This window comes from Streptomyces sp. NPDC005262 (assembly GCF_042872425.1).
In the GTDB taxonomy this organism is placed as follows: domain Bacteria; phylum Actinomycetota; class Actinomycetes; order Streptomycetales; family Streptomycetaceae; genus Streptomyces.
In genome coordinates this window covers 1-14927 of the sequence record NZ_JBIAKK010000030.1, presented here as the reverse complement: position 1 = coordinate 14927, position 14927 = coordinate 1, and the positions used below count along the sequence as shown (strand labels likewise).

Annotated in this window: 11 protein-coding genes; 9 read left to right on the top strand and 2 right to left on the bottom strand. The window is 69.2% G+C overall.

Features of this window, described 5'->3' with window-relative positions; all coding sequences use genetic code 11:
- Positions 1 to 61 precede the first annotated feature (61 nt).
- The 9 genes from ACFYP5_RS37900 to ACFYP5_RS37860 all read left to right on the top strand — a co-directional run bounded on the left by ACFYP5_RS37900 (position 62) and on the right by ACFYP5_RS37860 (position 13110).
- Positions 62 to 1036 carry a LacI family DNA-binding transcriptional regulator gene (locus tag ACFYP5_RS37900; RefSeq protein WP_389044463.1) on the top strand — a complete coding sequence of 325 codons (975 nt, stop codon included), beginning with the start codon at positions 62 to 64 and terminating at the stop codon, positions 1034 to 1036.
- A 194-nt stretch (positions 1037 to 1230) separates the two neighbouring features.
- On the top strand, positions 1231 to 2907 hold the full coding sequence (locus ACFYP5_RS37895; protein ID WP_389044462.1) for an ABC transporter substrate-binding protein: 1677 nt from the start codon (positions 1231 to 1233) through the stop codon (positions 2905 to 2907).
- 21 nt (positions 2908 to 2928) lie between these two features.
- Complete coding sequence (locus tag ACFYP5_RS37890; protein ID WP_389044459.1) at positions 2929 to 3975, top strand: ABC transporter ATP-binding protein; 1047 nt, start codon at positions 2929 to 2931, stop codon at positions 3973 to 3975.
- Entirely contained in the window at positions 3972 to 4952 is a 981-nt protein-coding gene (locus ACFYP5_RS37885) for an ABC transporter permease (protein ID WP_356321127.1), read from the top strand. The genes ACFYP5_RS37890 and ACFYP5_RS37885 overlap by 4 nt, the downstream gene beginning before the upstream one ends.
- 3 nt (positions 4953 to 4955) lie before the next feature.
- Positions 4956 to 5954 carry an ABC transporter permease gene (locus ACFYP5_RS37880; RefSeq protein ID WP_326815055.1) on the top strand — a complete coding sequence of 333 codons (999 nt, stop codon included), beginning with the start codon at positions 4956 to 4958 and terminating at the stop codon, positions 5952 to 5954.
- Complete coding sequence (locus ACFYP5_RS37875) at positions 5951 to 6964, top strand: ABC transporter ATP-binding protein (protein ID WP_389044456.1); 1014 nt, start codon at positions 5951 to 5953, stop codon at positions 6962 to 6964. The genes ACFYP5_RS37880 and ACFYP5_RS37875 overlap by 4 nt, the downstream gene beginning before the upstream one ends.
- 28 nt (positions 6965 to 6992) lie before the next feature.
- Positions 6993 to 8411 (top strand): GH1 family beta-glucosidase, encoded by a 1419-nt coding sequence (locus ACFYP5_RS37870; RefSeq protein ID WP_389044454.1) that lies wholly within the window; start codon positions 6993 to 6995, stop codon positions 8409 to 8411.
- A gap of 153 nt (positions 8412 to 8564) precedes the next feature.
- Positions 8565 to 11678 carry a glycoside hydrolase family 3 N-terminal domain-containing protein gene (locus tag ACFYP5_RS37865; protein ID WP_389044451.1) on the top strand — a complete coding sequence of 1038 codons (3114 nt, stop codon included), beginning with the start codon at positions 8565 to 8567 and terminating at the stop codon, positions 11676 to 11678.
- A 61-nt stretch (positions 11679 to 11739) separates the two neighbouring features.
- Positions 11740 to 13110, top strand: a complete 1371-nt coding sequence (locus tag ACFYP5_RS37860) for a hypothetical protein (protein ID WP_389044450.1) — start codon at positions 11740 to 11742, stop codon at positions 13108 to 13110.
- Positions 13111 to 13287: 177 nt separating this feature from the next.
- On the opposite strand, the gene ACFYP5_RS37855 is transcribed toward ACFYP5_RS37860, so the two are convergent.
- Both ACFYP5_RS37855 and ACFYP5_RS37850 read right to left on the bottom strand, forming a co-directional pair.
- The gene (locus ACFYP5_RS37855) at positions 13288 to 13461 is read right to left on the bottom strand and encodes a hypothetical protein (protein ID WP_158716017.1); all 174 of its coding nucleotides are present in this window, start codon (positions 13459 to 13461) and stop codon (positions 13288 to 13290) included.
- A 150-nt stretch (positions 13462 to 13611) separates the two neighbouring features.
- Positions 13612 to 14511 carry an aldo/keto reductase gene (locus tag ACFYP5_RS37850; RefSeq protein ID WP_389044449.1) on the bottom strand — a complete coding sequence of 300 codons (900 nt, stop codon included), beginning with the start codon at positions 14509 to 14511 and terminating at the stop codon, positions 13612 to 13614.
- Positions 14512 to 14927: the final 416 nt, after the last annotated feature.

Below are 14927 nucleotides of genomic sequence, written 5' to 3'. Positions count from 1 at the left end.
TTCCGGAACCGGTTGCGGTACCGGTACCGCGCCCTGTTCCGCCTTGTCCCGGAGGCCCCCGATGCGTGTCACCATCGCCGATGTCGCCCGTGAGGCCGGCGTCAGCAAGACGACCGTGTCCCGGGTCATCAACGCCAAGGGCGAGGTGGACGGTTCAACCGCAGCCCGTGTTCGCGAAGTGATCGCACAACTCGGTTACGTACCCAGCTCGGGCGCCGTCGGACTGGCCCGCGGCAGCAGCCGTACGGTCGGCATGCTGGTGCCCTCGCTCACCTGGCCGTGGATGGGCGAAGTGCTCCAGGGCGTCGTCGACACCGTCGAGGCCGCCGACTACGGGCTGCTGCTCTTCACCTGCAACCGGGGTGCCGAGTCGGTGGAGCGCTTCACCAGCCAGGTGTCGGCGCGTGCCTTCGACGGACTCGTCGTCGTCGAACCCGAGAACACCCTCGACCACCTCACCGCACTGCACCGCGGCGGGCTGCCGATCGTGCTCATCGACGATCGCGGCCACCACCCCGAGTTCCCCTCCGTCGTGACCACCAACCACGAAGGAGGCGCGTCCGCCGCCCGCCATCTGCTGGCCGCCGGACGTACCAGGCCCCTGGTCCTCACGGGCCCCCAGCACTTCGGCTGTGTACGCGACCGGCTGGACGGATTCCGTACGGTCCTGCCGACCGATCTCGTCGTCCACGGGGACTTCACCGAACGGTCCGGCCGGCAGGCCGTGGAACAACTCCTCGCCGAAGGCGCGCAGTTCGACTCGGTCTTCGCGCACAACGACATCAGCGCGGCGGGCGTGCTGCGGGCGTTGCGCGCGGCCGGCCGGTCGGTGCCCGACGACATCGCAGTGGTCGGCTTCGACGACATCCCGATGGCCGAGCACACCGAACCACCGCTGACCACCGTGCGCCAGCCCACCCGGCAGATGGGTGAGACGGCGGCGCGGCTGCTGCTCTCCCATCTCGGCGGCACGGCCACCCCCGACGGACCGGTCGTGCTGCCCACCGAACTGGTCGTGCGCCTCTCGGCGCCGTAGCGGTCCCGCCGGGCTCCCTCCCGGCCGCCGCGCCCCTTGTCGCCTACGCGCCTCCCCGCGCACCCTCGGCACCAACTGCACCGCCTGCGCAACGGCACCACCGGCATCAACCGCACCATCCGTACCCGGCGCGCCGAGCGCCGACCGCCCTCCGTCCCGGATCCTCCGGACCCGCAGTCCTTCCTGGAGTCGCCATGTCCGCACGCCGCCGCCCCGCACTGAGAGCGCTCTCAATAGCCACCGTCGTGGTCGCTCTCGCCACCGGTTGCTCGTCCGCCAACTCGGGTGCCAACAAAGGGGGTGGCGGCGCCTCCGGCGTGCTGACCCTGGGCAAGCCGGACGGACCGCAGACCAACAACAGCAACCCGTTCCTCAGCACCTCAGCCGGCGCCACGCTCGGCTACCGCTTCATGATCTACGAGCCGCTGGCGATGACGAACCAGATCAAGCCCGCGGACAAGGCGAAGCCGTGGCTGGCGACCGACTGGAAGTGGCAGTCCAACTTCACCAAGGTCACCTTCACCCTCGACCCCAAGGCCAAGTGGGCCGACGGCAAGCCGCTGACCGCCGACGACGTCGCGTACACCTTCGAACTGCTCAAGAAGCACCCGGCGCTGAACGGCAACGGCATTCCGTTCGACGGGGTCTCGGTGGAGGGCAAGACGGTCGTCCTGACCTTCAAGGACTCCCAGTACGTCAACCAGAACAAGATCATCCAGCAGTTCATCGTGCCCAAGCACATCTGGGAAGGCGTCAAGAACCCGGAGACCTGGCCCAACCGCACCCCGGTCGGCTCCGGCCCGTACAAACTGAAGACGTTCACTCCGCAGACCACCACGCTCACGGCCACGCCCACCTACTGGAAGGGCAAGACCAAGGTCAAGGAGCTGCGGTACACCGCGTACAACGACAACAGCGCGGCGACCACCGCGCTCGCGGGCGGCAAGGTCGAGTGGTCGTTCGTCTTCATGCCGAACTACAAGCAGCTGTACGTCGCCAAGGACCCCAAGAACCACAAGCTGTGGTTCCCGTCCGGGCTCGGCATCCACGGACTGTGGTTCAACACCGCCCGTAAGCCGTTCGACAGCCCGGCGCTGCGCAAGGCCATGGCGATGGTCGTCGACCGCAAGGCGATCTACACCCAGGCCGAGGCGACCCTCTACCCGGAGATCACCAACCCCACCGGCATCCCGCTGCCCGCCGGTGACTCGTTCCTGGCGCCCGAGTACAAGAGCGCGACGACCGCGCCTGATGTGGCCGGCGCCAAGAAGATCCTCGACGACGCCGGGTTCAAGCTCTCCGGCGGTGTGCTGAAGGACCCGAGCGGCAAGCCGGTGAAGCTGACACTGACCGACCCGGCCGGCTGGAACGACTACATCACCGGGCTCTCCATCATCAAGGACAACATCAAGCAGCTCGGCATCGAGGCGAAGGTCAAGACACAGACCGCCGAGGCCTGGGGCGCGGACGTCGCCAACGGCAACTTCGACGCCACGCTGCACTGGACCAACAGCGGCGCGACCCCGTACGACATGTACCAGAACATCATGGACGGCGCGCTGCTCCAGCCGATCGGCAAGAGCTCCCAGCTCGGCAACTTCGGCCGCTTCAAGAGCCCCGAGGCGACCCAGGCGCTCAAGGACTACGCCAACGCCACCGAGGAAGCCACCCGCACCACGGCCATGAACAAGCTCCAGAAGATCATGGTCGAGCAGGCGCCGATGATCCCGACGGCCGCCGCCCCCATCGGGGCCGAGTACTCCACGAAGAACTGGGTGGGCTGGCCCACCGAGGCCGACCCGTACGCCCCGCCGCAGCACACCCAGCCCAGCGCGCTGGAGATCGTGCTGAACCTGAAGCCCTCCAAGTAAGTACGGGGAAACGGACCGGCCATGACCACCACCACCGATCGGACCGACGACGTCGTGCTCGAAGCACGCGGAGTCACCAAACACTTCCCCGTCCGCCGCACCGGCCGCGATCTCGTCTCGCGCCGGCGTCGCACCGTCCACGCCGTCGACGACGTCTCGCTGAAGCTCCGGCGGGGCACGGTCACGGCCTTGGTGGGGGAGTCGGGCTCCGGCAAATCCACCGTCGCCCGGCTGCTCGCCCAGCTGTATCCGCTCACCGAGGGTGAGATCCAGCTGGCGGGGAAGGCGGTGAAGGCGGGCCGTGGCCGGTCCTTCCGCTCGTACGTACGACAGGTCCAGCTGATCTTCCAGGACCCGTTCGCCTCGCTCAACCCGGTGCACACCGTGCGCTACCACCTCACCCGGTCGTTGAGGATCCACGGCCGGGAGGCGACCGAAACCGAGCTCGCCGCACTGCTGGAGCGGGTGCAGCTCACCCCTGCCGAGCAGTACCTCGACAAGTTCCCGCACGAGCTCTCCGGCGGCCAGCGCCAGCGCGTCGCCATCGCCCGTGCGCTCGGCGCCGACCCGAAGGTCCTCCTGGCCGACGAGCCCGTGTCGATGCTCGACGTCTCCATCCGGCTCGGCGTCCTCAACCTGCTGCGGGACCTCAAGGAACGCCTCCACCTGGCGATCCTCTACATCACCCACGACATCGCCTCCGCCCGCTACTTCGCGGACACCACGCTGGTGATGTACGCGGGCCGGATCGTCGAGGGCGGTGACAGCGAGACCGTCACCCAGCACCCGGCGCACCCGTACACCCAGCTGCTGATCGCCTCCGCGCCCGACCCGGACCGGGTGGCCGCCGAGGAGGAACAGGAGGAGACCGGCAGCGGTGAACCGCCCTCGCTGATCGCCCCGCCGGCCGGCTGCCGTTTCCACCCGCGCTGCCCGAAGGCGCTCGAGCGCTGCCGCACCGAACTGCCGCCGCGCTTCGACCTGGCGGACGGCCAGTGGGCGGCCTGCTGGCTGTACGCCGACGCCGCGGAAGCCGCCGATGACCACGAGAAGGAGGCTGCGAAGTGAAGTATCTGCTGCAACGGCTCGCCTTCTACCTGGTCACCGCGTGGGCCGCGATCACCATCAACTTCCTGATCCCGCGCCTGATGCCGGGCGACCCCGTCCAGTCCCTCATCGCCCGCTTCCAGGGCCAGCTCGACACCAGCGCCATCGCCTCGCTCAAGGCACTCTTCGGCCTCGACAAGCACCAGTCGCTCTGGGAGCAGTACACGGACTACTGGTCGCATCTGCTCGACGGAGACCTCGGGCTCTCCTTCACCTTCTTCCCGACGCCGGTCAGCGAGGTGATCGGCCAGTCGCTGCCGTGGACGCTCGCGCTCGTCGGCGTCACCACCCTGATCAGCTTCGTGCTCGGTACCGGCATCGGTGTCTTCACCGGCTGGCGGCGGGGCTCCTGGATGGACAGCCTGCTGCCCGTCACCACGTTCATCTCCGCCATCCCGTACTTCTGGCTGGGGCTGATCGCCATCGCACTGTTCGCCGTGAAGTGGCCGCTCTTCCCGGCCGCGGGCGGGTACGACAGCGCACTGGTGCCCGCGTTCGACTGGCCGTTCATCTCCAGCGCGCTCTACCACGCCGCCCTGCCTGGCCTCACGATCGTGCTCAGCGCCGTGGCCGGCTGGATCCTCGGCATGCGGAACATGATGGTGACGGTGTCCAGCGAGGACTACGTCATGGTCGCCCAGGCCAAGGGGCTCTCCGAGCGGCGGGTGATGTTCGGCTACGCAGCACGCAACGCGATCCTGCCCAACATCTCCGGCTTCGCCCTCTCCCTGGGCTTCATCGTCGGCGGCACGCTGCTGGTGGAGATGGTCTTCTCCTACCCGGGCATCGGCTACCAGCTCTTCCAGGGCGTGGGTGCCAAGGACTACCCCCTGATGCAGGGCGTCTTCCTCATCATCACGCTCTCGGTCCTCGCGGCGAACCTCCTCGCCGACGTCATCTACATGGTCCTCGACCCCCGTACCCGAAGGGAGGCCTAGGACATGGCCGTCACCGCCGCAGAGGTCGCCGTACTCGACGCGACCGAGACCCCGGCGCCCAGTAAGCGCAGATTCCGCTTCCTGCGCGGACGCAAGACCGTCGTCGGGCTCGGGATCCTGCTCTTCTTCGTCGTGATCGCCGTCATCGGGCCGTGGATCGCTCCGTACGACCCGGACACCATGAGCAACGAGCTGCTCCAACCGCCTTCCGGAGCACACTGGTTCGGCACCACACAGACCGGTCAGGACGTGCTCTCGCAGATCCTCGTCGGCACCCGCGGCGTCCTGGTCGTCGGCTTCGTCGCCGGGATCTTCGCGACGATCCTCTCCGTACTGATCGGGGTCAGCGCCGGCTTCCTCGGCGGCACCGCCGACGAGCTGCTGTCGGTGCTCTCCAACGTCTTCCTGGTCATCCCGGGACTGCCACTGATCATCATCATCGCGAGTTTCGTCTCCGACGCCGGTGACCTGCTGATCGCCACCGTGATCGCCTTCACCTCCTGGGCCTGGGGCGCGCGCGTCCTGCGCGCCCAGACGCTGTCGCTGCGCCGCCGGGACTACGTCGAAGCGGCCCGCGCCACCGGCGAGTCCACCTGGCGGATCATCCTCTTCGAGGTCCTGCCGAACCTGACGGCCGTCATCGCCTCCGGCTTCGTCGGCACGGTCATCTTCGCGATCCTGTCCGAGATCACCCTCGCCTTCATCGGCGTCGCCGACATCTCCAACTGGAACTGGGGGACCGTCCTGTTCTGGGCGCAGTCCAACCAGGCACTGGCCCAGGGCGCGTGGTGGTGGTTCGTCCCGGCCGGACTCTGCATCGCCCTGCTCGGCATGTCGCTCGCGCTGATCAACTTCGGCATCGACGAGTTCGTCAACCCGCGGCTGCGTACGGAGACGGGCGCGTCCCGGAAGGTCCGGATGCGGGTCGGCTTCACCCCCGTGGCGCGCGGTACGCACGATGCCGCGGCGCGCGGCACGCACGACAAGGAGACCCGCTCATGAGCGAGCCCGTCCTCACCATCAGCGGCCTGAACGTGGACTACGGCACCGGGGACACCGCCGTGCACGCGCTGCGCGACATCGACCTCACCCTGCACCGGGGCGAAGTCCTCGGCCTGGCTGGTGAGTCGGGCTCCGGCAAGTCCACCCTGGCGTACGCCGTCACCCGCCTCCTCTCGCCGCCCGGAGTGATCACCGGCGGCGAGGTCCACTACCACCAGCGCGACGGCGAGGCGCTCGACCTGCTGACCCTGACCGCCCCCGAGCTCCGCGCCTTCCGCTGGCAGGAGCTGTCGATCGTCTTCCAGGGAGCGATGAACTCGCTCAACCCGGTGCACACGGTCCACAGCCAGCTCACCGACGTACTCACGGCGCACCGCCCCGAGATGAACCGGGCCGAGCGCACCGCACGCGCGAAGGAGCTGCTGTCGCTGGTCGGCATCTCCGCGGACCGGCTCTCCGCCTACCCGCACCAGCTCTCCGGCGGCATGCGCCAGCGCGTGATGATCGCGATGGCGCTCGCGCTGGAGCCCGAGATCGTCATCATGGACGAGCCCACGACGGCCCTGGACGTCGTCATGCAGCGCCAGATCCTGCGCCAGCTGGTCAAGCTCCGCGAGGAGCTGGGCTTCTCGGTCGTCTTCATCACGCACGACATCTCGTTGCTGATCGAGTTCTCGGACCGGATCGCGATCATGTACGGCGGCCGGATCGTCGAGGAGGCCGGTGCCTCCGACATCTACCAGGACCCCCGCCACCCCTACAGCGACGGTCTGCTGCACTCCTTCCCGGCTCTGCACGGCCCCCGTCGTGAACTCACCGGTATCCCCGGCTCGCCGCCGCATCTGTCCGCGATGCCGGCCGGCTGCGCCTTCCACCCCCGCTGCGGCAAGGCGTTCGAGCCGTGCGCCACCCACGTGCCGGTGCTCGACCGGCCGGAAGGTGACGGCTCCCGCACGGTGGCCTGCTGGCTGCATCAGCCCGCCCAGGCCACCGTCGCTCCCCGTTCGTAGCGACCCCACAGCACACCACAGGAGAACCATGAACCTCGTCATCCCCCAGGGATACGCTCGCGAGATCGCCGCCGAGCCCGTCACCGGTCTGCCCGCCGACTTCCGCTGGGGCGTCGCCACCGCGGCCTACCAGATCGAGGGAGCGGCCGCCGAGGACGGCAGGACCCCGTCGATCTGGGACACCTACTGCAGGGTGCCGGGCATGGTCGTCCGCGGCGAGAACGGAGATGTGGCCTGCGACCACTACCACCGGATGCCCGAGGACGTGCAGCTGATCGCCGACCTGGGCGTCGACACGTACCGCTTCTCGCTCGCCTGGCCGCGCATCCAGCCCGGCGGCCGCGGCCCGGCCAACGCCAAGGGCCTCGACTTCTACAAGCGGCTGATCGACGAGCTGGAGTCCAAGGGCATCACCCCCTGGATCACCCTCTACCACTGGGACCTGCCGCAGGAGCTCGAGGACGCGGGCGGCTGGCCGGCCCGCGACACCGCGTACCGGTTCGCCGAGTACGCCGCCCTCGCCTACGACGCGCTCGGTGACCGGGTCAAGCACTGGACCACGCTCAACGAGCCCTGGTGCTCGGCCATGCTCGGGTACGCGTACGGCAACCAGGCCCCCGGCCGTACGAACTTCGGCGAGGCGATCTCCGCGGTCCACCATCTGCTGCTCGGCCACGGACTCGCCTCCCGGTACATCCGAGAGACCGCCGCCGCCCGCGGCAACGACCTGGAACTGGGCATCACGCTCAACCTCGGCACCGCAACCCCCGAGACCGACAGCCACGAGGACGCCGAGGCCTGCCGGCGCGCCGACGGGCTCGGCCGCCGCCTCTACCTGGACCCGGTGGTCAAGGGCGCCTACCCCGAGGACGTCATCGCCGACCTGGCCCTGCAGAACGTCGAACTCCCGGTCCAGGACGGCGATCTGGAGATCATCGCCACCCCGCTCGACGTCCTCGGCGTCAACTTCTACCGCGGCACGCTCTTCTCCGGCGTCACGGAGGAGGGGTCCCCGGTGGGCGCCGACGGCCTGCCGGTCACCCGCGGCATCGAGCGGGACCTGCCGCGTACCGCCATGGACTGGGAGATCACCCCGACCGCCCTCACCGACCTGCTGGTACGACTGCAGGAGGACTACCGCATCCCGACCGTCATCACCGAGAACGGCGCCGCGTTCGACGACACCGTCTCCGAGGACGGCGAGATCCATGACGCCGACCGCACCACCTACCTCGCCGACCACATCGCCGCCGTAGCTGCGGCCCGCGCCGAAGGAGCCGATGTCCGCGGCTACTTCGCCTGGTCGCTGATGGACAACTTCGAGTGGTCCTACGGCTACGACAAGCGGTTCGGCATCGTCCGCGTCGACTACGACACCCAGGAGCGGACGCTCAAGGACAGCGCCAAGTGGTACCGCGACACGATCCGCCTCACCCGTGGCGCGTAACCGCGGCGACAGCCGGGTCTCCCAGCCCTGCCGGCGCCTCCCGCAGCCCGGCGCCGACCGCATCGCGCGGGGAGGCGTGACGGCGGAGAGCGACTGGATGCGAGTCGAGCAGAAGAAGTAGCAGAAGCACTTTCAGTGTCCGAAGGAGCCGCAATGCCACCACGCACCCACCGCACCCGTCACCGAGCCAGACCGACGACGGCCGCACTGGCCGCCGTCACCGTGCTCGCCGGTCTGCTCGCCGGAGCCGTCCCGAGCGCCAGCGCCGCCACCGCAGCGGCGACGGCGGACGACCCGGCGCCCGTCCTCGTCGACCGCTTCGAAGGCGAGGTCCCGTTCGCCAACCAGCCCGCCGACGGCATCTTCACCTGGGGCGGTGACTCCGACGACCCGCCCACCCTGGCCCTGAAGGACCGCGCCGACGCCCCCGAGGGCGCCAAGGTCCTCGAAGGTACGTACAACATCAGCGGTTACGGCGGCCTCAGCCACGACTTCGCCGCCGACCAGCCCGCCCACGACTGGTCGGCCCACAAGGGCATCCGCTTCTGGTGGTACGGCCAGAACACCGCGCCGCTGCCCCCCGGTTCGGGCAAGAGGATCAACTTCGAGATCAAGGACGGCGGTGCCAACGGCGAGGCGTCCGAGCTGTGGACCACGTCGTTCACCGACGACTGGGAGGGCTGGCACCAGGTCGAGATCCCGTTCACCGACTTCACCTACCGCACCGACTACCAGCCCGTCGGCGGCATCGACCAGGTCCTCGGCCTCGACGAGATGTGGGGCTACGCCGTCACGCTGCCGACCGGGGCCCCCGGCTCGTTCGCCATGGACGGTGTGGAGCTGTACGGGAAGGCCGACGCGGCCCTGAAGGCGAGCGTCGTCACGGACGCGGCGGTCCGTACGGTGAAGGAGGGCGGCACGGCGGACATCGATGTCTCCGTCGCCACCACCGGCTCTGTACCGATCGAGGAACCCGTCACCGTCGCGTACGAGACCAAGGGCGGCAGCGCCGAGGCCGGCAAGGACTACACGCCGGTCACCGGCACGTACACCTTCCCGGCAGGCACCGCGTCCGGGACCTCGCACCGGATCTCGGTGGCCACCAGGAAGGACGGGGCAGCCGAGTCCGCGGAGACGATCCCGCTCGAACTCACCGTCACCGGCGCCAAGCCGCCCAAGGAGAACCCGCAGGTCGTCATCGACGCCCATGGGCTGCCGTATCTCGATCCGAAGCTCCCGGTGAAGAAGCGCGTCGCCGACCTCCTCTCCCGGATGTCGCCGGCCGAGAAGGCCGGCCAGATGACGCAGGCCGAGCGCAACGCACTGAAGTCGCAGGGTGACATCGCCACGTACGACCTCGGCTCGCTGCTCTCCGGCGGTGGCTCCGTCCCGACGCCGAACACGCCCGAGGCGTGGGCGAAGATGGTCGACGCCTACCAACTCCGGGCGCAGGCGACCCGCTTCCAGATCCCGCTGATCTACGGCGTGGACGCGGTGCACGGGCACAACAACGTCATCGGGTCCACGATCATGCCGCACAACATCGGCATCGGCGCCGGCCGCGACCCGAAGCTTGCCGAGAAGACCGGCGCGGTCACCGCCGACGAGGTCCGCGCCACCGGCATTCCGTGGGACTTCGCGCCCTGCCTCTGCGTGACCCGCGACGAGCGCTGGGGCCGCTCCTACGAGTCGTACGGTGAGGACCCGGCACTCGTCGAGTCCATGGAGACGGTCATCCAGGGCATGCAGGGCAGCGCGTCCGGCAAGGACCTGCACCGCAACGACAAGGTCCTGGCCACCGCCAAGCACTACGTGGGCGACGGCGGTACGGAGTTCGGCTCGTCCACCACCGGTTCGTACACCATCGACCAGGGCGTCACGAAGGTCACCCGGCAGGAGCTCGAAGCCGTGCACCTCGCCCCGTTCGAGGAGGCCGTCAAGCGTGGCGTCGGCACGGTCATGCCGTCGTACTCGTCGCTCGACATCCTCGGCGACGACCAGGGCCCGGTGAAGATGCACGCCGACGCCGAGATGATCAACGGCGTGCTCAAGGACCGGATGGGCTTCGAGGGCTTCGTCATCAGTGACTGGCAGGCCATCGACCAGATCCCCGGCGACTACGCCGGCGACGTCCGTACGTCCATCAACGCCGGACTCGACATGATCATGGTCCCGACGGCGTACCAGGACTTCACGAAGACGCTCCAGGACGAGGTCACCGCGGGCCGGATCAGCCAGGCCCGGATCGACGACGCGGTCACCCGCATCCTGACCCAGAAGTTCCGCCTCGGCCTCTTCGAGAAGCCGTACGCGGACACGTCCGACATCGACCAGGTCGGCTCGGCCGGACACCGTGCGGTGGCCCGCGAGGCGGCGGCCAAGTCGCAGGTCCTGCTGAAGAACGACGGCGGAGTGCTGCCGCTCAAGGCATCCCAGAAGGTGTACGTCGCCGGGTCCAACGCCGACAACATCGGCAACCAGGCCGGCGGCTGGACCGTCAGCTGGCAGGGCTCTTCGGGCAGGATCACCACGGGCACGACGATCCTGGAGGCCATGAAGAAGGACGCCACGGACGCGGCCTCGGTCACCTACTCCAAGGACGCCTCGGCATCCACGGACGGCTACGACGTGGGTGTGGTCGTGGTCGGCGAGACCCCGTACGCCGAAGGCATCGGTGACGTCGGCAACGGCAACGACCTGGAGCTGACCGCGGCCGACAAGGCCGCGATCGACAAGGTCTGCGCCGCGATGAAGTGCGCGGTCCTGGTGGTCTCCGGCCGCCCGCAGCTCATCGGCGACCGGCTCGGTGACATCGACGCACTCGTCGCGTCCTGGCTGCCGGGCACCGAGGGCGACGGAGTGGCCGACGTGCTGTACGGGAAGCGCGCGTTCACCGGGCAGCTGCCGGTCACCTGGCCGAAGTCCGAGTCGCAGCTGCCGATCAACGTCGGCGACGCGACGTACGACCCGCAGTTCCCTTACGGCTGGGGCCTGACCACGCTGAAGAAGGCCCCGACGGGCGGCGAACTGACCCTGGGCGCGCTCGCCGTCGCCGCACAGATCGCGGAGAAGGCCGGACTGGGGAAGTCCGAGGCAGGCAAGGCGATCGTCGACCAGGCCCGCCTGCTGGTACAGCAGAAGGCCGGCGGGAAGCCGACCGCGGCGGTGTCCAAGCCGTTCGCCGACGCGGACCATCTGCTGCTCACCGGTGATCTGACCGGGGCGGTGGCCGAGCTGAGGACGGCGTACCGGGCCGCACAGCGGTAACAGAGAGGGGCTGACCCGGGTGGGCGGAGCATTTGTCGCCCACCTGGGTTAGCGTCGGTATATGCGGAACAGGCTGTTCCCGACCCTGCTGGCCGGCCTGCTGCTGATGCTGTCGGCAGCCATGCTCGCCATGGCCCCGGCTGCGCCGAGCGCCTCGACGATCAACGATGTGGCACGGGCCCTGCGCCAGGGCCCGGTGTACGTAGATCCGGCAGCGACGGACCAGCTGTCCGCGAGCCAGGCCGACGCCCTGACCAAGAAGATCAAGGACGCGGACAAGCCGGTCTTCGTGGCCGTGCTGCCGCGGACCTCCGCGTACCCCGAGGCCACGGTGTTGCGGACGCTGCGCAACGACACCGGGATCACCGGTGTGTACGGAATCCGCCTCGGCGACACGTTCAAGCTGGGCGCGGACCGGTCCGTCATGTCCGTCACGGCCCGCCAGAACCTCTCCGTGGCGCTGCAGGCCCCCGGCACCGCCACGGACCCCGACACCCAGCTCGCCACCTTCGTCGACCAGGCCGTCGCCCAGGCGCGCGGCCACGCCCCCGCCTCCTGGAGCGGCGGCTCGAACGGCACGGGATCCGGCGTGACCGCACTGATCACGGTCGGCGCGCTCGCCGTGGTCGGCGGTGGGACCGCGTACGCGATCGTCCGCCGCAACCGCCGCCGCAAGGCGGAGGAGGAACGGGCGGCGCTCGGCAAGCTGAGGGTCGTCGTGGACGAGGACATCACCGCATACGGCGAGACCCTCGACCGCCTCGACTTCCACCCGGCGGAGGCCGGAGCCGACGACGCGATGCGCGCCGACTACGAGCGGGCGCTCGACTCGTACGAAAGCGCGAAGTCCCGTATGGACAAGGCCCAGCACCCCTCCGACGTGCGCGGGGTCACCCAGGCGCTGGAGGACGGCCGCTTCTCCCTGGCCGTCCTGGAGGCCCGCCGCACAGGCAGCCCTCTCCCGGACCGTCGCCCACCGTGCTTCTTCGACCCGCGCCACGGACCATCGGTGGCCGATGCCCTGTGGACGCCGTCCGGCGGCGCGGCGCGCGAGGTCCCGGTCTGCGGCGTGGACGAGATCCGGCTGCGCGACGGCGAGGACCCGCTGAGCCGCACCGTCGACACGGGCGACGGCCGGCGCCGCCCGTACTGGGAGGCCGGCCCCGCCTACGGCCCCTGGGCGGGCGGCTACTTCGGCGGCGGTCTCCTCCCCGGCCTGCTGGTGGGCACCCTGCTCGGCTCGATGCTCTCGTCCCCGGCCTACGCGGCGGACTACGGAGGCGGCGACTTCGGCGGTGGCGACTACTCGGGTGGTGACTACTCCGGCTCCGACTTCGACCCGTCCGACTTCGGCGGCGGAGGCGACGGCGGAGGATTCGGCGGAGGTGGCGATTTCGGCGGCGGCGGCGACTTCGGTGGCGGCGGCTTCTGACAGCCCAAGCCGCGCCCGGGCGGTTCCGCCGGAGAGTTCCTGGCGCAGCGACAGCGTTGAGGGCGCCCGCACAGCCGCTTCAGCGAGTGCGGACGCCCTCGCATTTTCCCAGGATCAGCAGCCTGCCCGGACCCGGCGTAGGCCGGGGGAGCGGCGCATCAGCGGGGAGAGGAGTTGTTACAGATCTTGCTCGATCTGCATCTCGCGGACCTTGTCGTCACGGTGCGTCTTCTCGTTCTTGATGGTGTAGGTGGTCGCCGGTCCGCTGCCGCTGACCTTGGTGATCTCGCCCTGACACCGCTTGTTCTCCTGGTCCAGGTACTCCACGCGCTGACCCTCGTTGTGCGGCATTGACTTCTCCGTTTCTCGGTGTACTCGGGCAGGAGCCGTCCCGGCGTCTCCGCACGGGCTGCCCCAGCCGGCGCCCGCTTCTCATCGCGGTGCGCAATGTCAGACCACACCGTGTTCGTGCAACCAGCGACTCCAGAGAGCCCAATGGGGTCAACGGTTCCTGGTGAGCCCCGCCAGTTCGTCCCGCGAGAGCCGCAGCGCTCCGGCGGCCACGTTGGCGGTCAGGTGGTCCGGATCACCGGTGCCCGGTATCGCCAGGACGTGCGGGCCCTGGTGCAGCGTCCAGGCCAGTCGGACCTGTGCGACCGTCGCTCCGTGTGCGCGGGCGACGGCGAGCAGCTCGTCGTCGTTCCCGGCGCTCGCGCCCTGCTCGCGTCCCGCGCCGGCGATCGCGAAGAACGGCACGAAGGCGACGCCCATCTCGCCGCAGGCCCGCAGGAGATCGTCGTCGTCCGCGCTGTGCGCGTCGATGCCGTACCGGTTCTGCACGCAGACCACCGGTGCGATGGCCTGCGCCTCGGCGAGGTGTTCCGGTGTGACACCGGAGACTCCGAGGTGGCGGACCAGCCCCGCTTCGCGCAGCTCGGCCAGCGCGCCGAAGTGCTCGGAGACGGACTCCTGCCCCATGACGCGCAGGTTCACCACATCGAGGTGGTCGCGGCCCAGCTGGCGCAGATTCTCCTCGACCTGGCCGCGCAGTTCGTCGGGCCTCGCCGGCGTGCGCCACGCGCCTGAAACGTCCCGCACCGGCCCGACCTTGGTGGTGATGACGAGATCTTCGGGATACGGCGCCAGCGCCCGGTTGATCAGCTCGTTGGCGGAGCGCAGCGGCGAGAAGTAGAACGCGGCGGTGTCGATGTGGTTCACACCGAGATCGATCGCGCGGCGCAGCACGGCTATCGACCGGCTGCGATCGCTGGACGGACTGTCGGCGCTGAACGCCTTGCCGATCTGCGTCAGGCGCATAGCGCCGAATCCGAGCCGGTTGACGGTCAGGTCACCGAGCTTCCAGCTGCCCGAGGTTGTCGCGGTGATCGTCTCCGAGGTCATGAGGGGACCCTTCAGGTGAAGTTGGGAACGTACGAAGGGCAACTTCGTCACGTGATCAGGGAGTTGGCAGGTGGTCTACGTGGGCTGTGCAACGCGCGCCGGGATGGCTTGCGCTCCTGCTCGTTAACTGATAAGTTGGCCTTGGAAGTTGTGTATTCTTTTCTGATCTTCATGTGTGCAGCGTATCGCCCGGACTGACGACCCGTCCAGTGGCCACCCATGCCGCCGGCTTTCGCCGCCCGGAAAACCCGACGCCGTCAGCCGCATCACAGATGTGTGATGCGGCTGACGGCGTCGGGACGAAACCGGCTCGGTCGGGGTCTAAGAACTCCTATCGCAATGACTTCAGGCGTCGCCAGCAGATGAGTGCGCATGCGAGCGTGAGGAAGGCTTCGTGGATGTCGTCGCGGATCTCC

Coding starts and splice junctions, on each gene's coding strand:
- ACFYP5_RS37850 (WP_389044449.1), bottom strand. CDS start 14,511: ATGACCTCGGAGACGATCACCGCGACAACCTCGGGCAGCTGGAAGCTC.
- ACFYP5_RS37870 (WP_389044454.1), top strand. CDS start 6,993: ATGAACCTCGTCATCCCCCAGGGATACGCTCGCGAGATCGCCGCCGAG.
- ACFYP5_RS37890 (WP_389044459.1), top strand. CDS start 2,929: ATGACCACCACCACCGATCGGACCGACGACGTCGTGCTCGAAGCACGC.
- ACFYP5_RS37855 (WP_158716017.1), bottom strand. CDS start 13,461: ATGCCGCACAACGAGGGTCAGCGCGTGGAGTACCTGGACCAGGAGAAC.
- ACFYP5_RS37900 (WP_389044463.1), top strand. CDS start 62: ATGCGTGTCACCATCGCCGATGTCGCCCGTGAGGCCGGCGTCAGCAAG.
- ACFYP5_RS37865 (WP_389044451.1), top strand. CDS start 8,565: ATGCCACCACGCACCCACCGCACCCGTCACCGAGCCAGACCGACGACG.
- ACFYP5_RS37875 (WP_389044456.1), top strand. CDS start 5,951: ATGAGCGAGCCCGTCCTCACCATCAGCGGCCTGAACGTGGACTACGGC.
- ACFYP5_RS37880 (WP_326815055.1), top strand. CDS start 4,956: ATGGCCGTCACCGCCGCAGAGGTCGCCGTACTCGACGCGACCGAGACC.
- ACFYP5_RS37895 (WP_389044462.1), top strand. CDS start 1,231: ATGTCCGCACGCCGCCGCCCCGCACTGAGAGCGCTCTCAATAGCCACC.
- ACFYP5_RS37860 (WP_389044450.1), top strand. CDS start 11,740: ATGCGGAACAGGCTGTTCCCGACCCTGCTGGCCGGCCTGCTGCTGATG.